The sequence below is a fragment of the uncultured Jatrophihabitans sp. genome, assembly GCF_964251945.1.
In the GTDB taxonomy this organism is placed as follows: Bacteria; Actinomycetota; Actinomycetes; order Mycobacteriales; family Jatrophihabitantaceae; genus Jatrophihabitans.
On record NZ_CAXULP010000003.1, the window covers coordinates 43,513 to 67,971 of the forward strand.

A 24,459-nucleotide genomic window follows, 5' to 3' on the forward strand; every position below is an offset into this window, starting at 1 on the left:
GGTCCGTCGGCGAACCAGGAGCTGGCTGCCGCGCGGCGGCCCCCGGGCATGAACGTCGACCTCGTCGTCGTCGGCTCAGGGCTGTTCGGACTCACCGTGGCCGAGCGCTGCGCAAGCGAGCTGGGCATGCGCGTGCAGATTCTCGAGCGGCGTGAGCACATCGGCGGCAACGCGTACAGCGAGTTCGAGCCGAGCACGGGCATCGAGATCCACCAATACGGCGCCCACCTCTTCCACACCTCGAACGATCGGGTGTGGAACTACGTCAACCGGTTCACCGCGTTTACCGGCTACCAGCACCGGGTGTTCTCGATCTATCAGAACCGGGTGTTCCCGCTGCCGATCAACCTCGGCACGATCTGCGAGTACTTCGGCAAGGCGTTCACGCCGGCGCAGGCTCGCGCGCTGGTCGCCGAGCAGGCCGCGGAAGTGGCCGGCGGGCCGATCACCAATCTCGAGGACAAGGCCATTTCGCTGATCGGGCGGCCGCTGTATGAGGCATTCGTGAAGGGCTACACCGCCAAGCAGTGGCAGACCGACCCGCGGGAGCTGCCGCCGGACATCATTTCCCGGCTGCCGGTGCGCTACAACTTCGACAACCGCTATTTCTCCGACACCTATGAAGGCCTGCCGGTCGACGGGTACACGGCGTGGCTGGAGAAGATGGCCGACCACCCGCGGATCGAGGTGCGTCTTGGGGTGGACTTCCGCGACGTGCGCGACGACGCGGTGTCGAACGTGCCAGTGGTCTACACCGGCCCGTTGGATGAGTACTTCGGCTACGAGCACGGCGCGCTGGGCTGGCGCACGCTGGACTTCGAGCTCGAGACGCTGCCGATCGGCGACTTCCAGGGCACGCCGGTGATGAACTACGCCGACCTCGACGTCCCGTTCACGCGCATCCACGAGTTCCGGCACTTCCATCCGGAGCGCGCGTACCCCGACGACCGGACGGTGATCATGCGGGAGCACTCGCGGTTCGCCGAGGGGTCGGACGAGCCGTACTACCCGATCAACGGGACGGGCGATCGAGCCCGGCTGGCTGAATACCGAGAGCGTGCCCGGCTGGAGCCGAACGTGTTCTTCGGCGGCCGGCTGGGCACCTATCAATACCTGGACATGCACATGGCGATTGCGTCCGCCCTGGGCTTGGTGGACAACCAGCTCTCCGCGCCCGGCTGAGTGTCGCCGGTGCCTGGACGAGCTGCGCCACGGTACATCTCATAGGGACCGGAGAAGCGCGAAGGAGCGTCGTCACCTATGTAGAAGTGACCTTGGCGCGGCGCTCACCACGGTGACCTGGCCATCACCGCGAGGATGCCTGCCGCAGAAGCTGCTCGACATGTCCCAGCGGGCCGCTTTGGGTGAAACCGGTTCGGCTAGCTGACGGTGAAGTTCCTTCCGCGAGAGCCGTAGTTGCCCGCGGACCCGTTGGTGACCGTGATGACGACGGTGCCGGGCGTGGCTGTTGAGGAGATCGCCGCGGTCGCGGTGATCTGAGTCGAGCTGACCACGGTCACCGCGCTGAACGTGATCCCCGGCGCGGTGAGCGTCGCGTCGCTGCTGAAACCGGTGCCGCTGATCGTGATCGGAACACTCGTGCCGTGCGCTCCGCTGCTCGGCGAGATCGCAGTCACCGTCGGCCCGGCAGCCAACGTCAGCACCGCGTTGTGCCCGCTGCTGCCGTCAGTGTCATTCACGACCACGCTTTTCGCGCCCGCCGACACCGACGACGCCACCGTGAACGTCGCGGTCAATTTGCTTGCCGACACGTAGACCACGTTCGACACCGTCACCGCCGTGCTCGTCACCGACACGGTGCTGCCCGGCACGAAATTGGAGCCGTTCACCGTCACCGTCCGGCTCGCCCCGCCGCCCAACGTCGACGGAGACACCGAGGTGATCCTCGGCGCCGCCGCGAGCGTCAAACACTTGCAGACCGCGGTGCCGCCGTCGGTGTTGGTGACCGTCACCGTCTTCACCGCGATCGACGGATTCGCCGCGACCGCCACCGTCGCGGTCACCTGGGTGGAAGACACCACGCTCACGCTCGACACCGTCACCGTCGTCGTGCCGATGGTCAACGCCGCGCCGCTGGCGAACCCGGTTCCGGTCACCGTCAGCGTCGTGTTCGCCCCGCCGTGCAGCGTCGACGGCGACACCGACGACACCGTCGGCGCCACATCGACCGTCAAGCAGCCGGGACACGTGCCCTTCCCGCCGTCCGGGTTGGTCACCGTCAACGTCGCCGACCCGGCCGGAGCCGAGGTGTTCGGATGCACCGTCGCCGTGATCGACGACCCAGACACCGCAGTCACCGTCACCACGATCCGGCTCGTGCCCGCCGACACGCTCGCGCCGGACTGGAAATTAGCCCCGCTGATCGTCACCGTCTTCGTCGCGCCCGCGGCGATCGCGTTAGGCGACACCGAGGACACCGTCGGCGGCGCCGTCACCGTGAAACACCCGCTGCACGTCGCCGACAACCCGCTACTCGTCACTTTCACATCACGAGCAGTAGTCGCCGCGCTCGACGACGCTGTGAACGTGGCGGTGATCTGCGTCGAGCTCACCACCGTCACGCCGCCCACCGTCACCCCGGTGCCAGAGACCGCCACCGTGCTCCCCGACGCGAAATTGGCCCCCGTGATCGTCACCGACTTCGCCGCGCCACGCCCCACCGAACCCGGCGCCACCGAGGTGACCGAAGGGTTCGTGTTGGTGATCGTCGCGGTGCCCGACGATGTGCCGATCGTCGCGTCCACCGGACTCGAGAGGTTGAGGGTGAACGCCTTCGCCGCGGCGTATGTGGACTGCGCGGCGACGGGCACCGACACCGTCTGCGAGGTGGTGCCGGCGGGGAAAGTCAGCGTGCCCGATGTCGACGTGTAGTCCGTGCCCGCCGCTGCGCTGCCGTCGGCAGTCGCGTAGCTGACCGACAACGGCAGCGCGGTCGGGTTGCCGCCCAGGCTGACCGTGAAGACCGCCGATCCGCCGCCGTTCGCGTTCGTGCTGGCCGACGCGTTGCCCACCGACACCACCGGCGGCGCGTCGTCGTTGGTGATCGTGCCGGTCGCAGAGGCGGTGCCAATCGTGGCGTTCACGGGGGTGGACAGCGTGACCGTCAGCGTCTCGTCACGCTCATAGGTCGTGTCGCCCGACACCGCCACGGTGATTGACGACGCGCTCGATCCGACCGGGATCGTCACCGTGCCGGTGGCCGCGGTGTAGTCGCTGCCAGCGGTGGCGGTGCCGTCGGCCGTCGCGTAGCTGACCGACACCGGCTCCTCGGCCGTGCTGGACAGCGTCACCGGCAGCACGAGGTTCGTGGTTCCGGAGTTGCCCTCGGCCACCGACGCCGACCCGACGCTGATCGTCGGGAACGCCTTGACCGTCAACACCACCGACGTGGACGTGTAGCTGACCGAGTAGAAGGTGCCGGTGGCGGCGATGTTCTGACCTGTGATGGAGGAGAACGTGCCGGAGATGCTGCCGGCGGTGAGCACGGTGAACGTCGAGCCGACCGCCGGCGTGCTCGCGGAGCTGATCGCCAACTTGCCGTTCAGCGTCGCCGCGCCGGACACGGCGAGCTGGGTGGCCGCCGAACCTGGACCGACGGTCACCGCCGTCGAGCCTGCCGACGCCGGCGCGAACGTTCCGGTGACCGTCAGCGTGCCGGCGCCGGCCGTGCCCGGGCTGAACGAGCCGACGCCGGCGACAGCGCCCTGCACCGTGCCCGTGCCGCTCAAGGCGCCGCCCGAGATCGCCACCGCTGCCGTTCCGGACGAACCCGACTTGAAGGTCGCGCCGCTGCCCACAGTGGTCGAGCCGGCCGACTGCGCGAACGAGCTGACCCGGTAGGTGATCGCCGAGCCGCTGACGGCCACAGCGCCAGAGTTGGTGAGCGACCCCGACGCGGTGACGTTCTGCGCGATCGACAGGCTGCCGGTGTTCGACGTGACCGAGGCCAACGACGGGCTGAACGAGCCGGTCGAGCCCAGGGTCAGCGTGGCGGAGTTCTTCACCACAGCCTGCGGGAACACGATCTTGCCGCCGGCGACCGCGTAGCCGCCGCCCGCCAGCGTTCCGGCCGACGACAGGTTGGTCAGCGTCGAAGGCTGCACCGTGCCCTTCGTCGCCTTAAGCAACCCCTGGTTGGTGAACGCCGGGCTGATCGGCCATGTCGCGCTGGTCGAGCTGAGTGAGACGGTGAGAGTGGCGGCGGCGTCGTTGGTGACCGCGTTAGAGCTGTTGCCGTCGTTGTTGACGATCCCGTAATTGCCGTTGCCGGTGACCGTCCAGGTCCCGGCGTTCTCGATCTGCCCGCCGCCGGTCAGGTAAACGGGACAGTTCGTGCTGTCCGTCGTCATGGCGCCGTTGTTCAACAACCGGTAACCGGAGTCGATCGTGATCTGGCACAGCGACGCCGTGCCGCTCGCCGGCACCGTGAGCGTCCCCGAGCCGGTGAGCGTGCCGCCGTTCAACACCGCCCGAGTTACCGACGGCGAGCCGGTCACCGTGCCCGACTCGAGATCCAGGCTGGACAGCGTGACACCCGAGCTGAAGTTCACCGCCGCGCCGGACACCTCGAGCGTGCCGGCGCCGGTCACCGAGCCGGCCGACACCGACCGCGTGCCGCTGCCGTAGTTAAGCGTCGTGCCGCTCGACAACGCCGCAGTGCCGGTGTCGGTCGTCGACCCGACATTGCCGTTGGACAGATACAGCGCGCCTTCGGTCACCGAGATCGTCCCGGCGTTCGTGAACGCCGGATAGAGGTACCACTGCGCGCTGGTCGCGCTGAGCGAGACGGTGAGCGTCGCGCCCACGTCGTTGGTGATCGAGTTCGACGTGCCGTCGCTGTTGATCCCGTAGTTGCCGTTGCCGGTGACCGTCCAGGTGCCGGCGTTCTCGATCTGGGCGCTGTTGGTGAGCGACACGTAGTAGCAGCTGGTGTCGGTGGTCATCGCGCCCTTGTTCAGCAGCCGGTAACCGGAGTCGATCGTCGGCGCGCACACCGACGCGGTGCCGCTGGACGTCACTGTCAACGTCCCCGACCCGGTCAGCGTCCCGCCGTTCAGCACCGCGCGGGTCACCGACGGCGAGCCGGTCACCGTGCCGGACTCGAGATCCAGGCTGGACAGCGTGACACCCGAGCTGAAGTTCACCGTCGCGCCGGACACCTCGAGCGTGCCGGCGCCGGTCACCGAACCAGCCGACACCGACCGGGTCCCGCCGCCGTAGTCCAGCGTCGCGCCGCTCGACAACGCCGCAGTGCCGGAGTCAGTGGTGGACCCGACGTTTCCGTTCGACAGCCAGATCGTGCCTTCGGTCACCGAGATCGTCCCGGCGTTCGTGAACGCCGGATAGAGGTACCACTGCGCGGTGGTCGCGGAGAGCGAGACGGTGAGCGTCGCCCCGGCGTCGTTCGTGATCGCGTCCGAGGTGTTGCTGTCGCTGACGATCCCGTAGTTGCCGTTGCCGGTGACCGTCCACGTGCCGGCATTCTCGATCTGGCCGCCGTTGCTCAACGTCGGGTAGTAACAGCCGGTGTCAGACGTCAGCGCGCCCTTGTTCAGCAGCCGGTAACCGGAGTCGATCGTCACCGAGCACAGCGACGCCGTCCCGCTCGACGGCACCGTCAACGTGCCCGAACCGGTCAGCGTCCCGCCGTTCAGCACCGCCCGAGAGACCGACGGCGAGCCGGCCACCGAGCCCCCCTCCAGATCCAGGCTCGACAACGTGACGCCGGAGCCGAAAGTCACCGCCGCGCCGGACACCTCGAGCGTGCCGGCCCCCGTCACCGAACCCGCCGACACCGACCGCGTCCCGCCCGGGAGATTCAACGTCGTCCCGCTCGACAGCGCCACCGTTCCGGAGTCGGTCGTCGATCCGACGTTGCCGGAATTGAGGGTCAACGAGCCTGCCGTCACCGACACCGATCCGGCGTTGGTGTAGGGCGGGGTGAGAGACCAGTTGTCGCCTGCTGCGTCGAGGGAGACCGTGAAAGTGGCCCCGGAATCGTTGGTGACGCCGTCAGTCGTGTTCACGTCGGCGCTCAGCCCGTAGGTGCCGTCGCCAGTAACCGTCCAGCTGCCGGCGTTCTCGATCTGGCCGCCGCCGGTGACACTCGTGAAGTAGCAGTTGGTGCTGTCGGTCGACATCGTGCCCTTGTTCAACAGCCGATAGCCGGAATCGAGCGTCACCCCGCACAGCTTGGTTGTGCCGCTCGCCGGCACCGTCAACGTCCCGGCGCCGGTCAGCGTCCCACCGTTCAGCACCGCGGTGGTGACCGCAGGCGAACCCTTCACCGTGCCGTACTCGATGTCGAGCGCCGACACAGCGTAGTTCGAGGCGAAGGTGACCGTCGCGCCGGAAACCTGCGCGCCCGCGGCGCCGCTGATCGAGCCGGCCGTCAGCGATCGGGTGCCGGAGGCGAACTGAACCTGGGACGTGGACGCGTTCCAGGTGCCGGTGTCGGTGGTGCCGGTGACGTTGTCGCCCGAGATGTTGAGCGCATCCCCAGCCACCTGCACGCTGCCGGTATTCGTGAACTGGGTCGAAATACTGTCGACGCTGGTTCCGGCGGCCGTGATCAGCGTGCCTGAGTTGCTGAACTTGGGCACCACGCCGCTGCCGTTCTCATTCACGGCCGATCCGTCGCCGAGGTTGATGGTGCCGGCGTTGGTCAGCGTGACGGCGGTGCCACTCGAGGGCGCTGCCAGGTACACACCCACGCCCTGATCGATGGTGAGGGTGCCGTTCACCTGCAGCAGTCCGGTCGCCGCGGGCGAGGAGTTGGAACCGAGGTTGAGGCTGTTAGTCAGTTCGGTGGTGACGCCAGCGGGGATGATCTTCGCCCCGGAACCGGAGATCGTCGACCCGCTGAGCTGCGGGGTGCCGGTGAGAGTCAGCGCGGCTGTGCCGCCGAGACCGCCGCCGTCGACCTGAAGATTGTTGATCGTCGAGGCGTTGGTGTTGACCGAGAACGTGCCGCCCTGCAATTCGAGGCTCGGCGTGACGGTGGCGGTCTTCGCGAAGTTGATGCCCGCGATTGTCCGGTTGGTGGAACTCGCGATGACCGTCGAGCGGACCGGAGACGTCGACATGCACGCGTAGTCGCTGTTCGCCGGCGTGCCGCCGGCCGACGGCCCGCCGTCGCTCAACGACCAGTTGGCCGAGCTGCTCCACGTCGTCGAGCTGGCGCCTGTCCAGTAGATCGTGCAGGTCGGCGTTGCCGAAGCCGACTGGCCGAACGCCGCGATCACTGCTGTGGCAGCGCCAGCACCCAAGAGCAACAACAGGACATAACGCGACAAACGAAAGATGCGCGACGAAATGCTCACGAGCTCGCCCCCCGGCTAATACGACGGGCGGAACGTAACAGACCTCAGCCGTCTTTCACACTCGACGGAAAATGATTCCTCGGAACTCGTTTCCTTTCATCGTTCGGTCACGTCTGTCGCTGGTCTAGCCTTCGCCGGTGGCGGACGGCGTCGCCGAGAGCCTGCTCGAGCACTGCGGTGCTCGCCTCGGCTGTGAACCTCGCCAACCACGGGCTGTCGATGGCCGGGGTGATCGCGGCGGCCTGCAAGACCCCGGCCGCCAGGTCGCGCGCTTCGTCGCCAAGGGTCAGCACGCCGGTCACTCCGGGCACGATCGCGTCGGCGCACCCCATCGCTGTCGAGGGCGCCACCGACGGCGCTCCGCGGCTCGCGGCCTCGACCAGGACGTTCGCGAAGCCCTCCACCGCCGATGTCAACAAGACCACGGCGCCACCGGGCAGCTCGTCATACCAGGCGTCCACCCAGCCACGCAGCTCGATCGGGTAGGCACGCGACAGTCCTTCGAGCTCGGGCCGCATGTCGCCGTCGCCGAAGAAGATCAACCGGACATCGTGCCCTTGCGCCGCCAGCACGTCGGCGACCTCGACAGCGAGGAGCGGCCGTTTCTTGGCCACCAGCCGCGCCGGCACCACGATCGACAGCGGACCCCCGGCTCGCCCGGTGTCCACTCCTGCGCCGGTCAGCACGCCGGCCTTGCCGAGCGCGGGATTCGGCACTACCGCGACACGGGTGCGCTCGAGAGCCGCCAGCCCGGTGAACACCGCGCCGACGGGGTGCGAGATCGCGACGAATTGATCCGCGATCGGATACAACAAGCGGACTGCCGACCGTCGAAACGCCCGATGAGGCACAGAGTGCGATCGTTCGACATAGGGCATGTTGCGTTCGCTGATCACGCTGACTGGTCTGCGCCCCGACCTCAAGGTGGCCACAGCAGACAGCAGCACGATGTTCGACCGGGTCATCATCGAGATGACCACCTGGTCCGGCGCGCTTGCTAGCAGTCTCCGCAACGCGACGATCTGCCCCCGTCGGCCAGAGCCCTGGCCGCCCAACCGCGACTGCCGCACACCTGTCAGCTGCGGCTCGGCGTCGCCGGGATTCGTCATCAGGACCCGTACATCGTGGCCGCGGGCGGCCAGCGTCGTCGCCCACACGCGGGTCACGAACTCCGCGCCGCCGCCGCTGAGCGAATGGATCAGAAAGGTGATCGGCCGGCCACGCAGCACATCGGCGTCATCGCCAACCGAGGACATCCGGCACCCTTTCCGCCGCGCTCAACCCGCTGACCGACGAGACGCACGCGTCGGCGCCGATGTCGGCGCACCGCTCGATCGCCCGAGCGAGCGCGGCGGGGTCGCGGGGTTCGACGCGATAACCGTTCGCGCCGTCGGAGACCAACCCGTTCGGCTCGCCGCCGAAGGTGGACACGACTGGCAGCCCGCACGCCAGGGCCTCGACGACCGCGCGGGGATAGCCCTCGAAATGGGAGGTCATCAGCAGCACGTCGTGGGCGCGCATGAGCTCCCCCACCCGGTCCTTGGGAACGACTCCGGCGAAGTCGACTCGGTCTGCCACACCGAGTTCCGCAGCCCGGCGCCGCGGCTCCTCGGCCAGCGTGCCGGCGCCGACCATGGTCAGCGAATATTCCGCACCGAGGTTCGCCAGTGTCTCCACCGCCAACACGGGATCCTTCGCCGGGTCCATCCGGGCAACCCAGAGCAGCCGGCCGCGCCGTTCTGCGCGCGCAACGCCTGCCGGGAAGAAGATCGACGGCTCGTACCACGTCGGCGAGAAGCGGACACGGTCGCTCACCGCCCGAAGCCGCTCCGCCCCCGCCGCGTTGAAGACCACGACGTCGACCGCTCTTCGCACAGTGGCGTGCTCAAGCGCCCGATACGCCCACGCGGCGCGCGAGAAGTACGACTCGCCTGCGGTTTTCAGGTTGGTCTCGCCATCGTTGTGCAAGAACTGGACTTGCGGTTTCGACGTTGTCCGGCCGACAAAGGCCCCGATGGTCGCCCGGTGCGACTGGATGACGTCGGCGTCGCGACCGGGCCTGAACCGGGCTATGCCGCCGACCATCTTCAGCGTGTGCGGGACCTTCGGACGCATGTCGGTGTTGTCCAGCCGGGCGATCGCGGTGAACGAGTAAGGAGATCCCTCGAAGTCCCATTCGTGCCGCGCCCCGAGTTCGAGGTCGCCCTGGGTGTCCACGCCCGCGATGTGGATCTCGACGTCTGCCGGCCGATACTTGAGCAAGCCACGAATACACGTGTCGATGCCGCCGGCCTTGGTCTTCCGCGGGTCGAACGCGTCGATGATCACTCGACGCTGAACCCGCCCGGCGGTCACGACGCCCCGCTCGTGAGCCAGTCGTCCATCCAGTCCAGCTCACGCCGAAGGCCGTCGGCGACTGCGACCGTCGGCTGCCACGACAACGCAGACCGCGCGAGGTCGTTGACTCCGCCCGTGCGGAACACGTCGCCATGCTCTGCGCCCTGCCGCCGCAGGTTGAGCGGACGCGGGGACATCTCTCGCAACAGTTCTATTACCTCGTTCAGGGTGATGGTGGACCCCCCGCAGATGTTGAGCACCTGCGCGCCATCGACGGCAGCGGTCGCCGCGGCGATGTTCGCCTCGACGACGTCGTCGACGTAGGTGAAATCGCGGATCTGCTCGCCCGTGCCGAACACCGCGAATTCCTCGCCGGTCAACGCGGCGCGAGCAAGCCGGTGCATCGCCATGTCCGGGCGTTGCCGCGGCCCGTACACGGTGAAGTAGCGCAACGCCACAATGGGCAGGCCGAAATTGTCCGCATATGCCACGGCCAAACGTTCGGCGGCCAGCTTGGTGACGCCATAGGGGCTGTACGGCCGCGTCGGCGTCGTCTCCAGCACCGGGTACTTCTCGGCGTTGCCGTAGACCGAGGAGCTGCTGGCCATCACGACGCGGGTGGTGCCTGCGCGGCAACGCTCGAGGAGGGCCTGGGTGGCCACGATGTTCGCAGCCACGTAGTCGCCGAAGCCGGTGCTCCAGGACGCGCGCACGCCAGGCTGACCGGCCTGGTGGAACACCACATCGACCCCGGCGAGCAGCTCCGGCGTCACTGTGTCGGTGATGTCGCCGACGATCATGCGAAAAGCGTCGTTTTTTTGGGCTTCTGCGATGTTATGCCGCTTTTGTTCCACGTCGTAGTAATGAGAAAAGTTGTCGCAGCCGACGACAGTCCAGCCCAGGTCGAGGCAGCGCCGGGCGAGGGTCGAGCCGATGAAGCCGGCGACCCCGGTTATCAGGACGTTCATTCCACCGCCTTCACCGACGCTGCGCCGCAGACCCGTGGAAAATAGCAGTCTTAAGCTCGTGATCCCGGGCAGCCGGCAAAGGGTCAGGCGACCTTTGCCACACAAATTGCGCCATCGAAGCGCGCCGCGGGTTATGCCAGTTTGCTAACATCGGCAACACACTAGCGCGGCGGCCAGCAGGCGTTCCCCGGCCTTGCGGCCAACCAAGAAGGCGAAACAGACACCCTGCGGCACCGTCAGGGTCGAGGACTGGGGGTCCATTCGTGCCTGAACGCGATTTGGTGTCCACCCTCGACCTGGACGGCAAACGCCTGCTCGTGGCTGCTTCAACCGGCGGCCATCTCGTGCAGGCGCTTCGGCTGATTTCGAAGCTGCCCACCGCCGACGTGGAACTGGTCACGTTCGAGAATGCGCAGTCGCGGGCTCTGGCGAATGAACGCAGGGTCACCTTCGTCCCCTACATCGCCGCGCGCTCACCCGGCGCAGTCCTCCGAGCTGGAAAGATCGTCAACGATCTGCTGCGTGCGCGGGAGTTCGCCGCGGTCGCCTCGACCGGCGGCGCGGTCGCGCTGAGCGCATTGCTGCCGGCTCGCGCACGCGGGATACGAGCCGTCTTCATCGAGAGTTTCTCCCGATTCGACGGCCCGTCCACCAGCGGGCGGATGCTCGCTTACGTGCCAGGAATCGAGCGATACGCACAACACGTCTCCTGGATCACCCCGCGGTGGACCTACCGCGGCAGCATCGTCGGCGACCTGGCGGCCGCCGGTACGCCGGCTGTTCGAGCACCGGGGCCGCCCCGCTACTTCGTCACGTTGGGCACCGTCCGGCCATGGCGGTTCGACAGCATGGTGGACGCCGTGCTGCGCTGCCTGCCCGCAGACGCGTCTGTCGTCTGGCAGCTGGGGGTCACTGACCGCGACGATCTTCCCGGCATCGCGAAACTCGAGTTGGAGCAGGCAGCCTTCGACGAAGCGATCGACAACGCAGACGTCGTGATCAGCCACGCCGGCATCGGCACCGCGATCCACATTCTCGAGCGCGGCAAGAAGCCGATCCTGATTCCGCGCCGCTCGGTCCGTCGAGAGCACGTCGACGATCACCAGGTGCAAGCCTGTCGTGCTCTCGAAGCTCGTGGCCTCGCGGTCTACCGCGAAGTGGACGAGCTGACACGCGACGACCTGACAGCTGACCTCTGACCTCGCCGAGCGCGTGACGACTGCGGATCGCGGGGCGCTTTGATGACCGAAGGTCGGCATCGCGCCCCAGTGGAGCGCGTGGCCACGGCGGAATCGAAGGCCGCCAAGGTGTCGCTGTCTTCGCGGATGGTGACGAACGCGTTCGGCAACCTGGCGCCCATCGCGGCCGCCGTGGTCACGGCGCCGATCCTCGCGCACGCCCTCGGGGTCACCGAGCGCGGCCAGGTCGCGGCAGCCACAGCGCCGTTTCTGCTGGCGACGTCATGCGCGACCCTCGGCGTCCCAGACGCAGTGACCTATTTCGTGGCGCGGCGGCAGCTCGCCCGCCGGATGGCACTGCGGCATGCCATCCGGATCATCCTGCTGTCTAGCACCGTCACGTGCTTGGCGGTCATCGCGCTGTCGGGCCCGCTCAGCGGTGGAGATCACACCATCCGCCGGCTCATGATCGTCAGCGCGGCGCTGATCATCCCCGGCCTGTTTACCGCCGTGTTGCGAGGCGCTGCGGCTGGTGAGCACTTCTGGAAGCGGGTGACCAGGGAACGGATGATCAACGCCGCATTTCGCCTGGTGTCGATCGTCGTGCTGGCGCTGATCGGGAGGCTCGACACGCTGACCGCGACGTTGGCGATCAGTCTGGCCCCCTCGGTGGGCGCGCTTGCCTACCTGCGAATGCCGGTCACCGCGGAGGTGACCACTGCCGCCGTCACCGACGGCGTCACCGGGCTGATGATGCGTTACGGATCGCGGGTCTGGGTCGGCGCTGTCTCGGGCGTGCTGTTGTCCCGGCTGGATCAAACGATTATGACCCCGCTGTCGGCCGCTTATCAGCTCGGGCTCTACGCGGTCGCCGTCAGCATCGGCGAGTTGCCGCTGATCGTGAACACGGCGGTGCGCGAGGTCATGTTCTCCGCCGACGCGGCGCGCGGCAACGACGACGAGCTCACCCGGGCGGCTCGGGTCTCCTTCGCGCTGAGCGTCGCGGTCGCGGGATTGATCGGCGGCACCCTGTGGCTATGGTTGCCAGCCGCTTTCGGCTCGCAGTTCAGGCCGGCCACGGGCGTGGCGATCGTGCTGATCATCGCGGTCGCGCTCGGCACACCGGGGTCGATCGCCGGCTCGGGACTCAGCGCCCGCGGCAGGCCCGGGATGCGCAGCTTGTCGCTGACGTTCGCCTGCGTCGTCAACATCGGCCTGCTCGTCTTGCTGGTGCCGCACTACGGGGCGTACGGCGCCGCCTATGCGACCTTGGCCGGCAACGTGATCTCGAGCAACGGATGCATAGTGTTCATGACCCGGGGCGGGAAGCTACGCACTCGTGACTTCTACTTGGTTCGACCTGCCGATCTCAGGGTCATCGGCAGCGGGCTCTTGGGCGTCGCTCGTCGGCGCGCCCCAAAGCCCGCGTGATGGACCTACTCCTTTGTTGCCGGTTCCGCGTCGAGCAGAACCCGTCTTAGGGCCTCGCGAGAGTATGTTCGTTTGATGTATTCGTCATTCTGAGACTCTCCTCGAATGTTCGTTCTCCACAGTGCTTCCGCTTGGGTCCCACGGATGAGCGGAAATCGCGGTCCGCTGGATCTGATCTGTCGGACCCGTATCCCCGCTTCAGCGACTTTTGCATTGATCCACACGTCGTCCGCTCGAAAGCAGGTGTTCACGAAGTCATCCCCGGCGGCGCGGAGCACCTCCTGCGCGCGCACGGGATAAAGCACACCGGACACGCCCGTTGTGAAATGAGAGTGGCTCGCAGTCGTACTAGTGCACGGCCGCCACTGCAGATAGGGCGCGACAGCGTCGTCTTTGATGAGTATCGACCATGCGCGGTGGCAATGCACCGACTCCCGATCGGAGTGGTGCGCCGCCAATAGATCGCTGAGCCATCGCCGGGGATAGATGACGTCGTCGTCGGCGGTTACCAGCGGGCTAGCCAAATCGCTCGAAGTTGAAACATACGGATAGTATTTTTTGTGCGGTCCGAGGTCGGGGGTCCCCAATATCTCGAGCCCGCGATCACTGAGGCGTCGAAGCGCACGTGGAATCGCGACCATCTCATCGGTGTTCAGCCACAACAATATTCGGGACGGCCGACTCTTGCCCCACGCAATGGACTCGATCCCCAGGTGCACCGTGCGCAAACGATGCCCATAAGTGGTCAAAGAGACGATCGCATCCGATCGTTCGTCAGTGATGCGTCGTCGGTTGAAGCGGGCGGAAAGCCGAATGAGCGACTGGATGGCCGTGTCACTGATCAGCAGTCGAGCTTTACGCAGCTTCCTTCCAGACGCGGACACTAGGCGAGGATACCCGGCCACCGCGCCGCATCGGCGGCCGTAGAGGGCTCTCTGTCGCTATAGCGCGCTTGCGTAACACGCGACCTGCGCGTCCCGCGCGAATACGGAGTCATGCCACACAAGCCGGCCGTCGACCACGAGTTCGCAGGACAGCGGCACAGCTGTCAGGTGGGAATACGACCTCGCGGAAAATCCGAAATCCGCGGTTGCCGAAGCGAAGTCCCGCGCCACGGTCCACGGCAGGGCGATGCGGGCAACGATGCGGGTTTCAGCCTTGCCGTCGAGGTTGTGGCGATACTCAACGATGCGCACAGTGCCCTGCCCGGCCAATCGGAACACTGCATGGTGGCGACGACCCGCGCTCACCTCCACGGACGCGACGTTGACGAGCACGCCGGCGACCGCCACGACGGCTAGCCAGACGGTCCACGACCGCAACGCGGCCTTGACGACGGCCATTGCTGGATTCACTTCCTCTTGCCGTCAGGAGCAGTCGTGACGCGCGAGCGCCTTCGGCCACGCGCCTGACTCGTAGAAGATCTGCCTTATCCAGGTGGACCACCGCAGCCCACGATCTGCTCCTACCGCGTAAACCCGACCAGCGAAGCACCGCCGCAAGAGGAACGCCGCCCGCGCTGCGTGGTAGCGACCGGTAATCACCGTCACACTCGACCACTTCGACCGCCGGGCCAACACGGACACGAACTGTGCTTCCCCGGCCGTCGTGGCCGGGTGGGGGAAGAAACATACTGTGCGTGCGCCGGGCCGCAAGAGCACGTTGCACAGATGATTGTCGAAACCGGCTTCCGCCGTCGAGATGACCAACGTGGTGGCCGCACCTCGACGCACGTCTTGGATACCTAGATTCAAGGCCCCTGCGACGCTCGCCGGACCGAGCACGACGACCGCGTCGACATGCCGCGGCGGAGATTGCAGGCTGGGCCGGACAACTAAGAAATACGTCGCCACCGACCACCCGATGATGAGAATCAACAGAAGGCGCACCACCGCCTTCGCTAGGAGCGGCCCTCGGAACGAACGGCGAGGCACTTGCCGACGCGACTGATCTTGTTCTGACAGCCAGCTCAACGGCTACGCGCATTCGCACCGCGATAGTCGGTTGCGACTGCCGGCACCCGGCCTGGCTTCGGCCCACGTGGGATCTTCTCGCTCAGCCCACGCGGCGAGTCTGACTTATTCGGCAACGCACCTGCGGCACTGTCCACGACGAGCGGCGGCCGCCCGCAGAGAAGAACGATAATGGCGGCGGCGTAGATAACCGTGGTGTGCTCGGTGCCATATACGAACGTGTTATCGCCCATTCCATGGGCCGTGATCCAGATCACCATGCCGATGACCAAGAGTGTTGGCCACTCATCCGGAGTGCCCAGTCGCGACGGCAGGCGTCGGAGGCCCTGAACCAGCAACGTCACAATGATTACCACCAAAACGAACGCGCCGAGCAAACTGCTGTCCGACCATGCGGCGATGATCAAATTGTGCGGTGGGAACACCCGCACGAACTGCGTGAACTCGGGTGCCTCGGCGAACGAGCGGGACCAGCCGCCCCAACCCAAACCGCTCAACGGGTGCGCGTCGAAGAGGTGCCGCCCGACTCCCCAGATGCGCTCGCGAACCGCGAACGTGTCGTCCGCGTCGTTAATCCGACCCGTAGCTGTGTCCTGACCGCCAGATAGCAGGCTCAGAACCGACGCGACCAAGGCGACGCCGCCGATGACCACGACGGTGCCCAGCGACAACCAGACCAGCCTGATCCGCGACCGCACAATCTGTCGGAGGACCACCAATGCTATCGGCACGAGGATCAATAACAGAATTCCGGTATTCGACCCAGTGGCCACCACGGCGGTTGCGCACAGCACCGCCATTGCGGTGCACAGCCGGCGACGTCCGTGGAAGGCACACGCGCTATAAGCCAGCAGACATACGCCATGGAACAGCGCGGCCTGGTTTCCGTTGACGAAGAACACGCCGCCGGCTTTGTAGCTGAGCACCACGTTGTTCGGCAGCGTCGTGTAAATCAGCGTCGCGCCCTGTCCTAGCAGGCGGCCGCCCAGCCACGACGTCAGATAACTGTGCTCGATGGCAGGCGACAGGCGGAACACAATCGTCGATATTGCAGAAAGCACGACGAGTGGCGACAACGAGGTCATCACTGCGGTGAGCGGATTCCGGCCGGCAGCCCAGAGCTGGTGAGCAAAGACCAGTGCGACGAACAGGTTGATGACCGGCAGTGTGCCGCGAATGCCTTCGCCGACGCTCGGCGAAAACCCGATGACTAGCGCATCAATCAGGGCCAACGCGGCAACCAGGCGAACGACCGGTATTCGCAACGCAGCGCGACAGTTCATGAGCGCCGCCGGCAGGAACAGCACGGTGAACGCACCCTGCGTCGTCGTCTGGAGCAAGGCAGGCACGCGCCATTGCAATATGTTGATCCAGCCGAGAACGCGAAGGCGCGATATCGGTGTCAGCGAGAACGTCCAAAACAGTGCGAGCAGAAACACGGCACATGCCCCGACTACGGCAACTGCCGCCGTCCACTCCCCCACTGCACCTCTCCTAACCGCATATATCAGGCGTCGCAGGGTGGCCCTGCTCTGGCTCTAGAATCGGATGCACCCAAGAGCCGTCTCGAGAACTGCGAATGAGATGGGCCCCTGACGAACGGTACGGTGAAGCCGGCCGGAGCGCACAACGAGGGCCACACACGTCGGCGCGGCGCAGGTGACAGATGTCACGGATTGCGCAGCGCGCAACTGGTTCTCCGTTTGGCCATGCGGCACACGCGAGTCTACGCACGAAGCGAGGTGCCCACGGAAGATCTCCGCGGGCACCTCGCCAACGCTGGTTGGAACGGCGTCACATATCAGCTGATCCAGACCACCGCGTCCATGTCGATCCGCGGCTTCCCGCTGGTGGCGAGATTCGTGATCGTGACGGTGTGTGTACCAGACGCGTAACTGCCGGCGAATACGGCGTCGGCACGCGTTGTCACGCTGCGGTTCGTGTTCACCGTCTGCGCCGTTCCGCCATCCACCGATACCGTCGCCGATCCGCGGTCCGTGCCATAAGAGCTGATCCACGCGAACCTCGTGCCGGTGAAGGTGAACTTCACGGTCTTGCCAGCCACCTTGGTGTATTTAACGCTCCCACCGCTCGCCCCGGAGAGGCTCTGCGAGCCCCATCCGCCCGAGTAGATCAGGCTGCTGTCCGTGTCCTCCGCCTCGTGCAGGTAGAAGTTGGCGGATGTCTTGGGTGCGGAGTTGTTTCCGGCGTTGTCCCGCGCGTAGATCTCGTACCGGTAGTGGTGATGCGTGGGCAGGTACTCGATGATCGAATTCGCCGTTTGGTAGCCGAGGGAGGTGTATGAGCCGCCGTCCGTGCTGCGGTAAACGTAGTAGCCATTGATACCGCTAGTGGCATCTGTCGCCACCCACGATGTCTGGACCCGCGGGTTGAACGACGACTCCTGCCCGGTGAGCAGCTTGTTCGACACCGAAGAGGTGATGGTTGGCGCAGTGGCGTCGTAACACGACGGGTAGCTGTACACCGACGAGTCGCCGATGTTGTCCCACGACCGCACATAGAGCGTGTTGCAGCCGGTGCCGCCAGAGGCGACGGTCGCCGAGCCCGTGGTCGACAGCTTGCTTGCCGGCCCGCTGTAGAACGGATTGCCGCTGCCACCGTGCGGCTCGGTGGTCGGGTCACCAGGGTCGGAGCCCCACTGGGCGGTGTAGCCCTCAACGCCGGTCGCCGGTGAGCCGCCGTCGGTCACCGTCCAGCTGATCGTGCCGCCGTTGTGGTAACCGCTGCCCGGGCCGCTGAACGCGACCGACGGAGCAGTCGCTTCGGGCACAGCCCAGTACGCCAGCGCCCGGACGAACTGGTAGACGTTGATGGAGCCAAGCCCAGTGGCCCTGTCGTAGCCGGCGATCGCACAGTAGCCGCCGCCAGCGTCGTTCGTCGTGCACCCCGACGTGATGTCGTAGAAGGGATTGTGCCGCGCGCTGTTGGATATATAGATGTGCGGCAGCGGGTTGCCGATCGTCGGGCAGGCGGTGCTGCCGGAGCAGACATTGCCCAACGCGCCGAGCCAGGAATTCGTCTGCGCGAATATGCCGGACAACTCCGGAGCGACGATGCTCGTGCCGCCGCTCGCCCGCAGCGTTCCGCCGTAATAGATGTTCTGGCCGATGCCCGCGTTCAGGGACACGTCCGGCTCGGCGCGCCCAGACGAGCAGACGCCGTTGATCTTCCCCGACTGCCAACTCGGCAGGGAGAAGTAGGTGCTGCACCCACCGCCGCCGCCACCGCCGTTGCTGGCGCAGCTGCCGCTGGACGTGCTGCCGATCCACGCGGTCTCCGAGGAGAAGCTGCCGACAGCCTGCAGGTCGGTTCCGCCCGCCGACACCATGTTTGGGTCGGACGGCGGGAACTCGACGCTCACGTGCGAGCAGTCCGCGTAGGCGCCCTTGTCGTCGGAGGCGCCGACGAGGGTCCAACCCTGGCCCACCATCGAGTTGAAGATGCCGTCGTCGGTGTTCATCGTGCCCGTGTCGTAGCAGTAGGACTCGGCGCAGCCCCAGCTCGTGCTCATCGTGCGGGCGTGGCCGTCGGAGAGCATCTGATTCCAGATGTCGGTGAACGTGGAGGTCTGCGCGTTCGCTCCGCTGTACAGATAGACCATGGCGGTGTCGATGTACGAGCCGAAGCTGTTGGCCATCGCGGTGGCCCATTCGAGGTCCATCGTGCCTTCGAGGTCGCCGCCGCTGGGCGTGCCGTCGATGTAGTACTCCTGGTAGTGGTACGCGAGGTACGGATACTGGGATTGGAAGCCGCTGAAGTCGCTGCCCGCGTGCGTGCCGACGGTGCTGATCGCGATGCTGGTTGCCGGCGGCGTCACATTCGCCGCGTGTGTCGGGTTGCAGCACCGGCGGTAGGTGTTGAGCGTATCGACGTCGTAGGCCTGCGAGTTGTAGATGTCGCTCGGGTCGTAGAAGCCGCTGGTGGTGGCCGGCTGCACGCCTGACTTGGGCGTCGCTTTAGCCTTGGCTTTCGCTTTTGCCTTCGACTTGGCCAATGCGGTCTTCAGCGCGGCGAGGCTGCCGTTTGCGTGCCCGCTGCCCGCAGCGGCTTTCGCCGGGCCGGCCGAGTACGGCTTGAAGTTCGAACGCGCCTGCGGGTTGTTCGGCGACAGCGACTGCAGGCTGTTCAGCCCGCCGACGGACGTGACGAGCGACGAGATGGCCGACGGCAGGGCCACTGACGCCTTGTTCGAGTAGAAGGACTTCGCGCCGAGCTGGTAGTTCTCGACGGCGACGCCGAGCGCCTTGTCGATCGTCGCGACATTGCCACTGACGTCCACAAGCAGGCGGTTCGCGTAGCGCTGCGTCACCGTCAGACCCTGCGCCTTGGCCCAGGCCACGACCTTCTGCTCGCTGGCCGTGGAGGGCGAGAACCGCGCGTTCCACTGCGCTGCCGTCAGGTACTTGTGATAGTTCGGCGAGCTGCGGTCCTGCAGGGTCGCGAGGAACGCCTTCTCCTCGGCAGCGTGAGGTCGGGTGAGGCCCAGCACCAGTCTGATCTTCTGGCTGGCCGCCGCCGGGCCGAGATCGGACGCCTGGTTCGAGGCCACCTGCTTTGGCACCGTGATGGCCGGACCGGCCGCCTTCAACGTTCCACTGACGAGGGGCGCCGACGACGCCCCGGACGATCCGAGGCCGGCTGCGACCGCCAGCGAGCCGACGACAGCAGCGACAACCAACCCCACGCGAAAGTTCGCCCGGCGAACAAACATCAGAACACTCCCCCGATGACACTCGTCCCGCGCATGCGGAACGGCTTAAGTGCGAGCTGAGGAATACCAGTCCTAAACACTTGAGAAGTGTTTCCGGCACGCAGACGACGACTCCCGCCGCCCACTCGGCGTGAGAGCGCCAGTGCGCGAAGGGTTGATCCAAGGAGACGGGGCCCGTGCCAGCGATCGCGATTAGCCCGACATGTCTATTTCGTTGCGAAAGGCGGCTTGTTGGAACTTCGCTTGTAAGTTTCGGCTTGTTTACTCAGTCGATCACCCCGGCCCGAGTAGTCTTTGGTTATGACGACAATTGCCGACCGAATCAAGTGGGTTGCGCTGCGCAGAATTCGCGGCTCTTCTAAAGCGGCCCGGTCGCTCGGCGCGTCGATCGGGCAAGACTGTCGTATTCTCTCATTCCGAGTCAGTTCCGAACCGTGGCTCATCACAATTGGTGACCGGGTGACCGTGAGCAGCGAGGTCCTTTTCGTCACGCATGACGGTGGCGGTTGGCTTTTCAAAAAGGACGGCGACCGTCCGTTCCGCTATGCGCCGATCGCTATCGGTTCGGATTGCTTTATCGGCGCTCGGTCCATCATCATGCCGGGAGTGCAGATCGGAGATCGTTGTGTCATTGCAGCCGGATCCGTAGTGCACCGATCGGTCCCCGCGGGCGTCATCGTCGGCGGGAACCCCGCTCGCATCATCGGCGATTTCGAGAACTATCGCGCGAAGGTGACCACACATTGGCGGTGGCAGCGCGAGCAGCGCGGAGCCACCTACCGCGAGCGGGTCGACAGCATTGTCGACACATCATTTCTCCAGCCGTTGAGCAGCAGCGATGTGACGCCGGACCGGTAAAGCCGGGCCAGCGAGTGTCGCGTTCCGAGCACCTCGTCTGATGCTTGACATCGCCTTGCCAGCGTCAGTTGCCGCGGCCCGGTGATTGCCCTACGCTCTCGACGCGCCCTAACGCTGATGCTCACTTCGCCATGGCGCACCCATTCGTCACAACTCCGGGGGAATTGTGCGCATTTCAAAGTCGACGTCTGTCTGCCTGACGGCCGCTGCCGGCGCCGCGTTGGCAATCGCGGCGTTCGCCGCTGTGCCGGCGTCGGTGTCCGCGGCCAGCGCCCAGGTTTACCGGGCGGTGCCTGTCTGCGCCGCGCCCAAGGCGCACCATGCCTCGTGCTTCGCGATGAAGTTGAAGAAGGTCGCGGCCGGCACCGCCGGGGCGCGGCGGTTGACCGCGAATTCCTCGTACACGACCGGTCCGGCAGGCGGATTCACCCCCAACGATCTGGCCAAGGCTTACGGGGTGAGCAACACCGCGCCGATCACCAATCAAGTGGTGGGAATCGTCGACGCATACGACGACCCGAACGCACTCGCCGACCTGAACGCGTTCGACTCGCACTACGGCCTGCCCGCGGAGACGTCCACGTCCTTCCGCAAGGTCTCGCAAACCGGCAGCACGACAACGCTGCCGACCGCCGACGCGGGCTGGGCGGGTGAAGAGAGCCTGGATCTCGACGCCGTTCGCGGGTTGTGCAACAACTGCAAGATCATCCTCGTAGAGGCGAACTCCAGCGCGTTCACCGATCTTGCCGCCGCCGAGAACAAGGCCGTGAGCCTGGGCGCCACCGAGATCACGAACTCCTACGGCGGCGCCGAGTCCGGCGCCATCGATTCGAGCATCGCCAGCGCCTACAAGCACTCCGGCGTCGTGATCACCGCCTCGACAGGCGATCACGGGCTCTTCGACTGGGACAATTACAACGTCGGCGGCACCTCGAGTAGCGCTCCGTCAGTGCCGTCGTCGCTCAACACGGTCGTCGCGGTGGGCGGGACGACGCTCTATCTGAACTCAGACGCGACTCGCTCGGGCGAGACTGTGTGGAACGAGAACGGGTCCTCCGACGTCGCCGGCGCAAACACGCAATATTCGCTCGGCGCGAGTGGCGGCGGGTGCAGCACCCAGGTCGCTGCCCAGAAGTGGCAACGGTCCGTCAGCGGCTACAGCCAGACGGGCTGCGGAACCTTCCGTGACGCCGGCGACATCGCCGCGCTGGCCGACCCCTACACCGGCTACGACATCTACGACACGTATCAGTCGTCCGGGTGGGCGACGTACGGCGGCACATCGCTCGCGTCACCGCTGATCGCCGCGATGTGGGCGCTGGCCGGCGGCAGCGGCGGGGTCGCTTATCCCTCGCTGTCGTTGTACGGACACCAAAAGTCCGCCGCGACCACGTCGCTCTTCGACGTCACGTCGGGCGGAAACGGCATCTGTGACGGCACGCCGGCGGGCGCCTGCGCCAGCTACTTATTCGGCGGCACCTCGCCGAACGCCGAAGGCTACGGCGTGCTGGATTGCGCTTGGAACAACGCCGGGACGGCGCTCAATCCAGCCGGCACAAAGGAATGCGACGCGGCCACCGGGTACGACGGCCCGTCCGGCGTCGGCGCGCCCAAGGGGTCGAGCGTGTTCAAGCCGATGAGCCCCACCGCGGTGATAACGCCGCCGACCACGATCACCCACGCAACGTCCGCGAGCTTCAGCGCAAGCAGCTCGACGGACCCATTCCCGGGCGGCTCGATCAGCAGCTACGCGTGGACGTTCGGCGACGGCACCAGCACGACGACCACGACAAGCTCGACGGTGACCCACACCTACGCCGCCGCTGGTTCGTTCACCGTCACGCTGAAAGTCACCGACAATTACAGCCGCAGCGCGACAACCAGCACCACAGTGACGGTCCACTGACCCCCGGTCGGGCGGCCGGACTTACTTAGTTACTTCCGGCGGCCCGGCTGGAGTCGATGCGGAACGGCGAGCGGCTTCGCCTCAGCCGCTTTGAGTGGCGTCGGCCCGAGGTGCATCGCCTTCGCCTTGGATCCAGCCGGAACGAATTGCCGAGTTCCGCGGTGCTCCTTCGCCTTGTTCTCCTCGACCACGATCGGGTGCGCCTTGGCGTAGGCATCCTGCCGGATGCCCGTGACCTGCCAGGACACCTTCATCCCCGGCTTCCCACCGGCCACGGTGAACTTGTTGTCCGCAACCTCCGACGCGATATGCAGGTCGGGGCCAGCCGCGCCGATCGCCGTGAGCTGATAGCGGTAGTCGCGATTCAACACAGTGAAATAATCCGGCAGCTCGACACTCGCCTCGCCATTGCCGTCCAACGTCACATTGCCGTTGTAGACGTTCATCATGTCCGGCGACTCGACGAAAGAGTGCGACAGCCACTTGTGCTCCGGGTCGAGCGGATGGTCGATCTTGAACGACCCGGCGGACTTGGAGAGGGTGCCGAACACCTCGACGTTGCCAACGGCACAGATCGCGTATGAAGACGCATTCGAGCACTTGAAATAGCCGCCGTAGGTCGTGCTCGTACCGGTGTCCGTCGCGTAGCCGTACACCCCGTATGCCGTCGCTTGGCCCCAAACGCCAACGTTGTTGCTAGTGCCGTACGCACCGGCGCCTGCGGCGGAATAGCCATACGAGCCGTACGTTCCCCCGGACCCGTTGACGCCGGTCGTGCCCCCGGACCCGTTGACGCCAGCCGAGCCTCCGTAACCGTTGACGCCGTATGCGGCTCCGCCACCGGATGAGTATCCGTAACCGTAGACGCCGGATGCGGTTCCGCCATCGGATGTGTATCCGTATCCGTAGATGCCGCGGGAGTATCCGTATCCGTAGACGCCATAGCCGTCCGTCGACGTGCCGTAGACGCCCTCGCCTGACGTCGACGTGCCGACGACGCCGTTGCCGCCGTTGGACACGCCGTAGACGCCATAGCCGTCCGTCGACGTGCCGTAGACGCCCTCACCGGACGTCGATGTGCCGACGACGCCGTTGCCGCCGTTGGACACGCCGTGCACGCCGTTGGCGTTCGTGGCCGTGCCGAGGATCGCGTCTGCCGAGGACAAGGTGCTGGTCGACTTCGCACGCAGGACGGGGTTCGCCGAGCTCGCCAAGTCGAACTTCGCCGTCGGCGAGGTGTTGTTGACGCCGATATTGCCGCCCGGCGTGATCCGCAGGCGTTCGCTCGGCGTCGACGATCCCGAAGGCGTCGTCTTGAAGATCAACGGAGCCCCGGCATTCGTCGGCCCCAGAAAGTTGCTGCCGTTCGTCGCGACGCCGGTGTTCCCGCCGAGCTGCCAGGCGGTCGTCCCCGCCGCGGCATCCGCGCTCGACGGCCGCGACTCCACCACTCCCAACGCCGCCGCCGTGATCCCGCCGGTCAGCAACAGCCGCCGCGGAAACCGCCGCTCCACCTCCGCCGATTCTCCGGAGCCAACGGCGGGAAAGGGCATCGGACGGCGAGCAGACATCAGCCACTTCTCTCTTTCGGACGAGCAGCGAGCCGTCGAGCACGGGTATCGAACGCGACCTAAACACCGCTTCTCAGGTGTCTATCGTGCTCTGGCAAGAAGGCACGGAAACACTGGAAACGCCTCGATCGTATCGCCATCGACCTGCGCCGCCTGATCACG

Annotated in this window: 16 protein-coding genes; 6 read left to right on the top strand and 10 right to left on the bottom strand. The window is 66.2% G+C overall.

Annotation, left to right across the window (positions count from 1 at the left end; all coding sequences use genetic code 11):
• Positions 1-48 precede the first annotated feature (48 nt).
• Positions 49-1,182, top strand: a complete 1,134-nt coding sequence (glf, locus tag ACFFBG_RS07680; protein WP_375477326.1) for a UDP-galactopyranose mutase — start codon at positions 49-51, stop codon at positions 1,180-1,182.
• Positions 1,183-1,379: 197 nt separating this feature from the next.
• On the opposite strand, the gene ACFFBG_RS07685 is transcribed toward glf, so the two are convergent.
• The 4 genes from ACFFBG_RS07685 to ACFFBG_RS07700 form a co-directional block, all read right to left on the bottom strand.
• Positions 1,380-7,265 carry a Calx-beta domain-containing protein gene (locus ACFFBG_RS07685; protein ID WP_375477328.1) on the bottom strand — a complete coding sequence of 1,962 codons (5,886 nt, stop codon included), beginning with the start codon at positions 7,263-7,265 and terminating at the stop codon, positions 1,380-1,382.
• Positions 7,266-7,450: 185 nt separating this feature from the next.
• Positions 7,451-8,599, bottom strand: a complete 1,149-nt coding sequence (locus ACFFBG_RS07690) for a glycosyltransferase (RefSeq protein ID WP_375477330.1) — start codon at positions 8,597-8,599, stop codon at positions 7,451-7,453.
• Positions 8,580-9,698 (bottom strand): glycosyltransferase family 4 protein, encoded by a 1,119-nt coding sequence (locus tag ACFFBG_RS07695; RefSeq protein ID WP_375477332.1) that lies wholly within the window; start codon positions 9,696-9,698, stop codon positions 8,580-8,582. Before ACFFBG_RS07695 ends, ACFFBG_RS07690 begins: the two co-directional genes overlap by 20 nt.
• Positions 9,695-10,753 (bottom strand): NAD-dependent epimerase/dehydratase family protein, encoded by a 1,059-nt coding sequence (locus tag ACFFBG_RS07700; protein WP_375477334.1) that lies wholly within the window; start codon positions 10,751-10,753, stop codon positions 9,695-9,697. The genes ACFFBG_RS07695 and ACFFBG_RS07700 overlap by 4 nt, the downstream gene beginning before the upstream one ends.
• Positions 10,754-10,911: 158 nt before the next feature.
• On the opposite strand from ACFFBG_RS07700, the gene ACFFBG_RS07705 reads away from it, so the two are divergent.
• Together ACFFBG_RS07705 and ACFFBG_RS07710 are read left to right on the top strand one after the other, a co-directional pair.
• A complete protein-coding gene (locus ACFFBG_RS07705) occupies positions 10,912-11,847 on the top strand; it encodes a glycosyltransferase (RefSeq protein WP_375477336.1) in 936 nt (311 codons plus the stop codon).
• Between the two features lie 78 nt (positions 11,848-11,925).
• The gene (locus tag ACFFBG_RS07710; RefSeq protein WP_375477338.1) at positions 11,926-13,257 is read left to right on the top strand and encodes a polysaccharide biosynthesis C-terminal domain-containing protein; all 1,332 of its coding nucleotides are present in this window, start codon (positions 11,926-11,928) and stop codon (positions 13,255-13,257) included.
• 5 nt (positions 13,258-13,262) lie between these two features.
• Here the strand turns inward: ACFFBG_RS07710 and ACFFBG_RS07715 are convergent, their stop codons facing one another.
• The 5 genes from ACFFBG_RS07715 to ACFFBG_RS07735 all read right to left on the bottom strand — a co-directional run bounded on the left by ACFFBG_RS07715 (position 13,263) and on the right by ACFFBG_RS07735 (position 19,935).
• Positions 13,263-14,141 (bottom strand): hypothetical protein, encoded by an 879-nt coding sequence (locus ACFFBG_RS07715; protein ID WP_375477340.1) that lies wholly within the window; start codon positions 14,139-14,141, stop codon positions 13,263-13,265.
• Between the two features lie 57 nt (positions 14,142-14,198).
• On the bottom strand, positions 14,199-14,600 hold the full coding sequence (locus ACFFBG_RS07720) for a hypothetical protein (protein WP_375477342.1): 402 nt from the start codon (positions 14,598-14,600) through the stop codon (positions 14,199-14,201).
• Between the two features lie 24 nt (positions 14,601-14,624).
• A complete protein-coding gene (locus ACFFBG_RS07725; RefSeq protein WP_375477344.1) occupies positions 14,625-15,191 on the bottom strand; it encodes a YdcF family protein in 567 nt (188 codons plus the stop codon).
• 35 nt (positions 15,192-15,226) lie between these two features.
• On the bottom strand, positions 15,227-16,669 hold the full coding sequence (locus tag ACFFBG_RS07730) for an O-antigen ligase family protein (RefSeq protein ID WP_375477346.1): 1,443 nt from the start codon (positions 16,667-16,669) through the stop codon (positions 15,227-15,229).
• A gap of 362 nt (positions 16,670-17,031) precedes the next feature.
• Complete coding sequence (locus ACFFBG_RS07735; protein WP_375477348.1) at positions 17,032-19,935, bottom strand: protease pro-enzyme activation domain-containing protein; 2,904 nt, start codon at positions 19,933-19,935, stop codon at positions 17,032-17,034.
• 327 nt (positions 19,936-20,262) lie between these two features.
• Here ACFFBG_RS07735 and ACFFBG_RS07740 point away from each other — a divergent pair, with 327 nt between their 5' ends.
• On the top strand, positions 20,263-20,820 hold the full coding sequence (locus ACFFBG_RS07740) for an acyltransferase (protein ID WP_375477350.1): 558 nt from the start codon (positions 20,263-20,265) through the stop codon (positions 20,818-20,820).
• A 166-nt stretch (positions 20,821-20,986) separates the two neighbouring features.
• Positions 20,987-22,726, top strand: a complete 1,740-nt coding sequence (locus tag ACFFBG_RS07745) for a PKD domain-containing protein (RefSeq protein WP_375477352.1) — start codon at positions 20,987-20,989, stop codon at positions 22,724-22,726.
• Between the two features lie 29 nt (positions 22,727-22,755).
• Here ACFFBG_RS07745 and ACFFBG_RS07750 read toward each other — a convergent pair whose 3' ends face one another.
• On the bottom strand, positions 22,756-23,892 hold the full coding sequence (locus ACFFBG_RS07750) for a hypothetical protein (protein ID WP_375477354.1): 1,137 nt from the start codon (positions 23,890-23,892) through the stop codon (positions 22,756-22,758).
• A gap of 1 nt (position 23,893) precedes the next feature.
• Here ACFFBG_RS07750 and ACFFBG_RS07755 point away from each other — a divergent pair, with 1 nt between their 5' ends.
• The gene (locus tag ACFFBG_RS07755; protein WP_375477356.1) at positions 23,894-24,454 is read left to right on the top strand and encodes a hypothetical protein; all 561 of its coding nucleotides are present in this window, start codon (positions 23,894-23,896) and stop codon (positions 24,452-24,454) included.
• Positions 24,455-24,459: the final 5 nt, after the last annotated feature.

Bases quoted from the DNA above. Each gene is read 5' to 3' on its own strand.
- ACFFBG_RS07690 (WP_375477330.1), bottom strand. From the start codon at position 8,599: ATGTCCTCGGTTGGCGATGACGCCGATGTGCTGCGTGGCCGGCCGATC.
- glf (WP_375477326.1), top strand. From the start codon at position 49: ATGAACGTCGACCTCGTCGTCGTCGGCTCAGGGCTGTTCGGACTCACC.
- ACFFBG_RS07740 (WP_375477350.1), top strand. From the start codon at position 20,263: ATGACGACAATTGCCGACCGAATCAAGTGGGTTGCGCTGCGCAGAATT.
- ACFFBG_RS07720 (WP_375477342.1), bottom strand. From the start codon at position 14,600: ATGGCCGTCGTCAAGGCCGCGTTGCGGTCGTGGACCGTCTGGCTAGCC.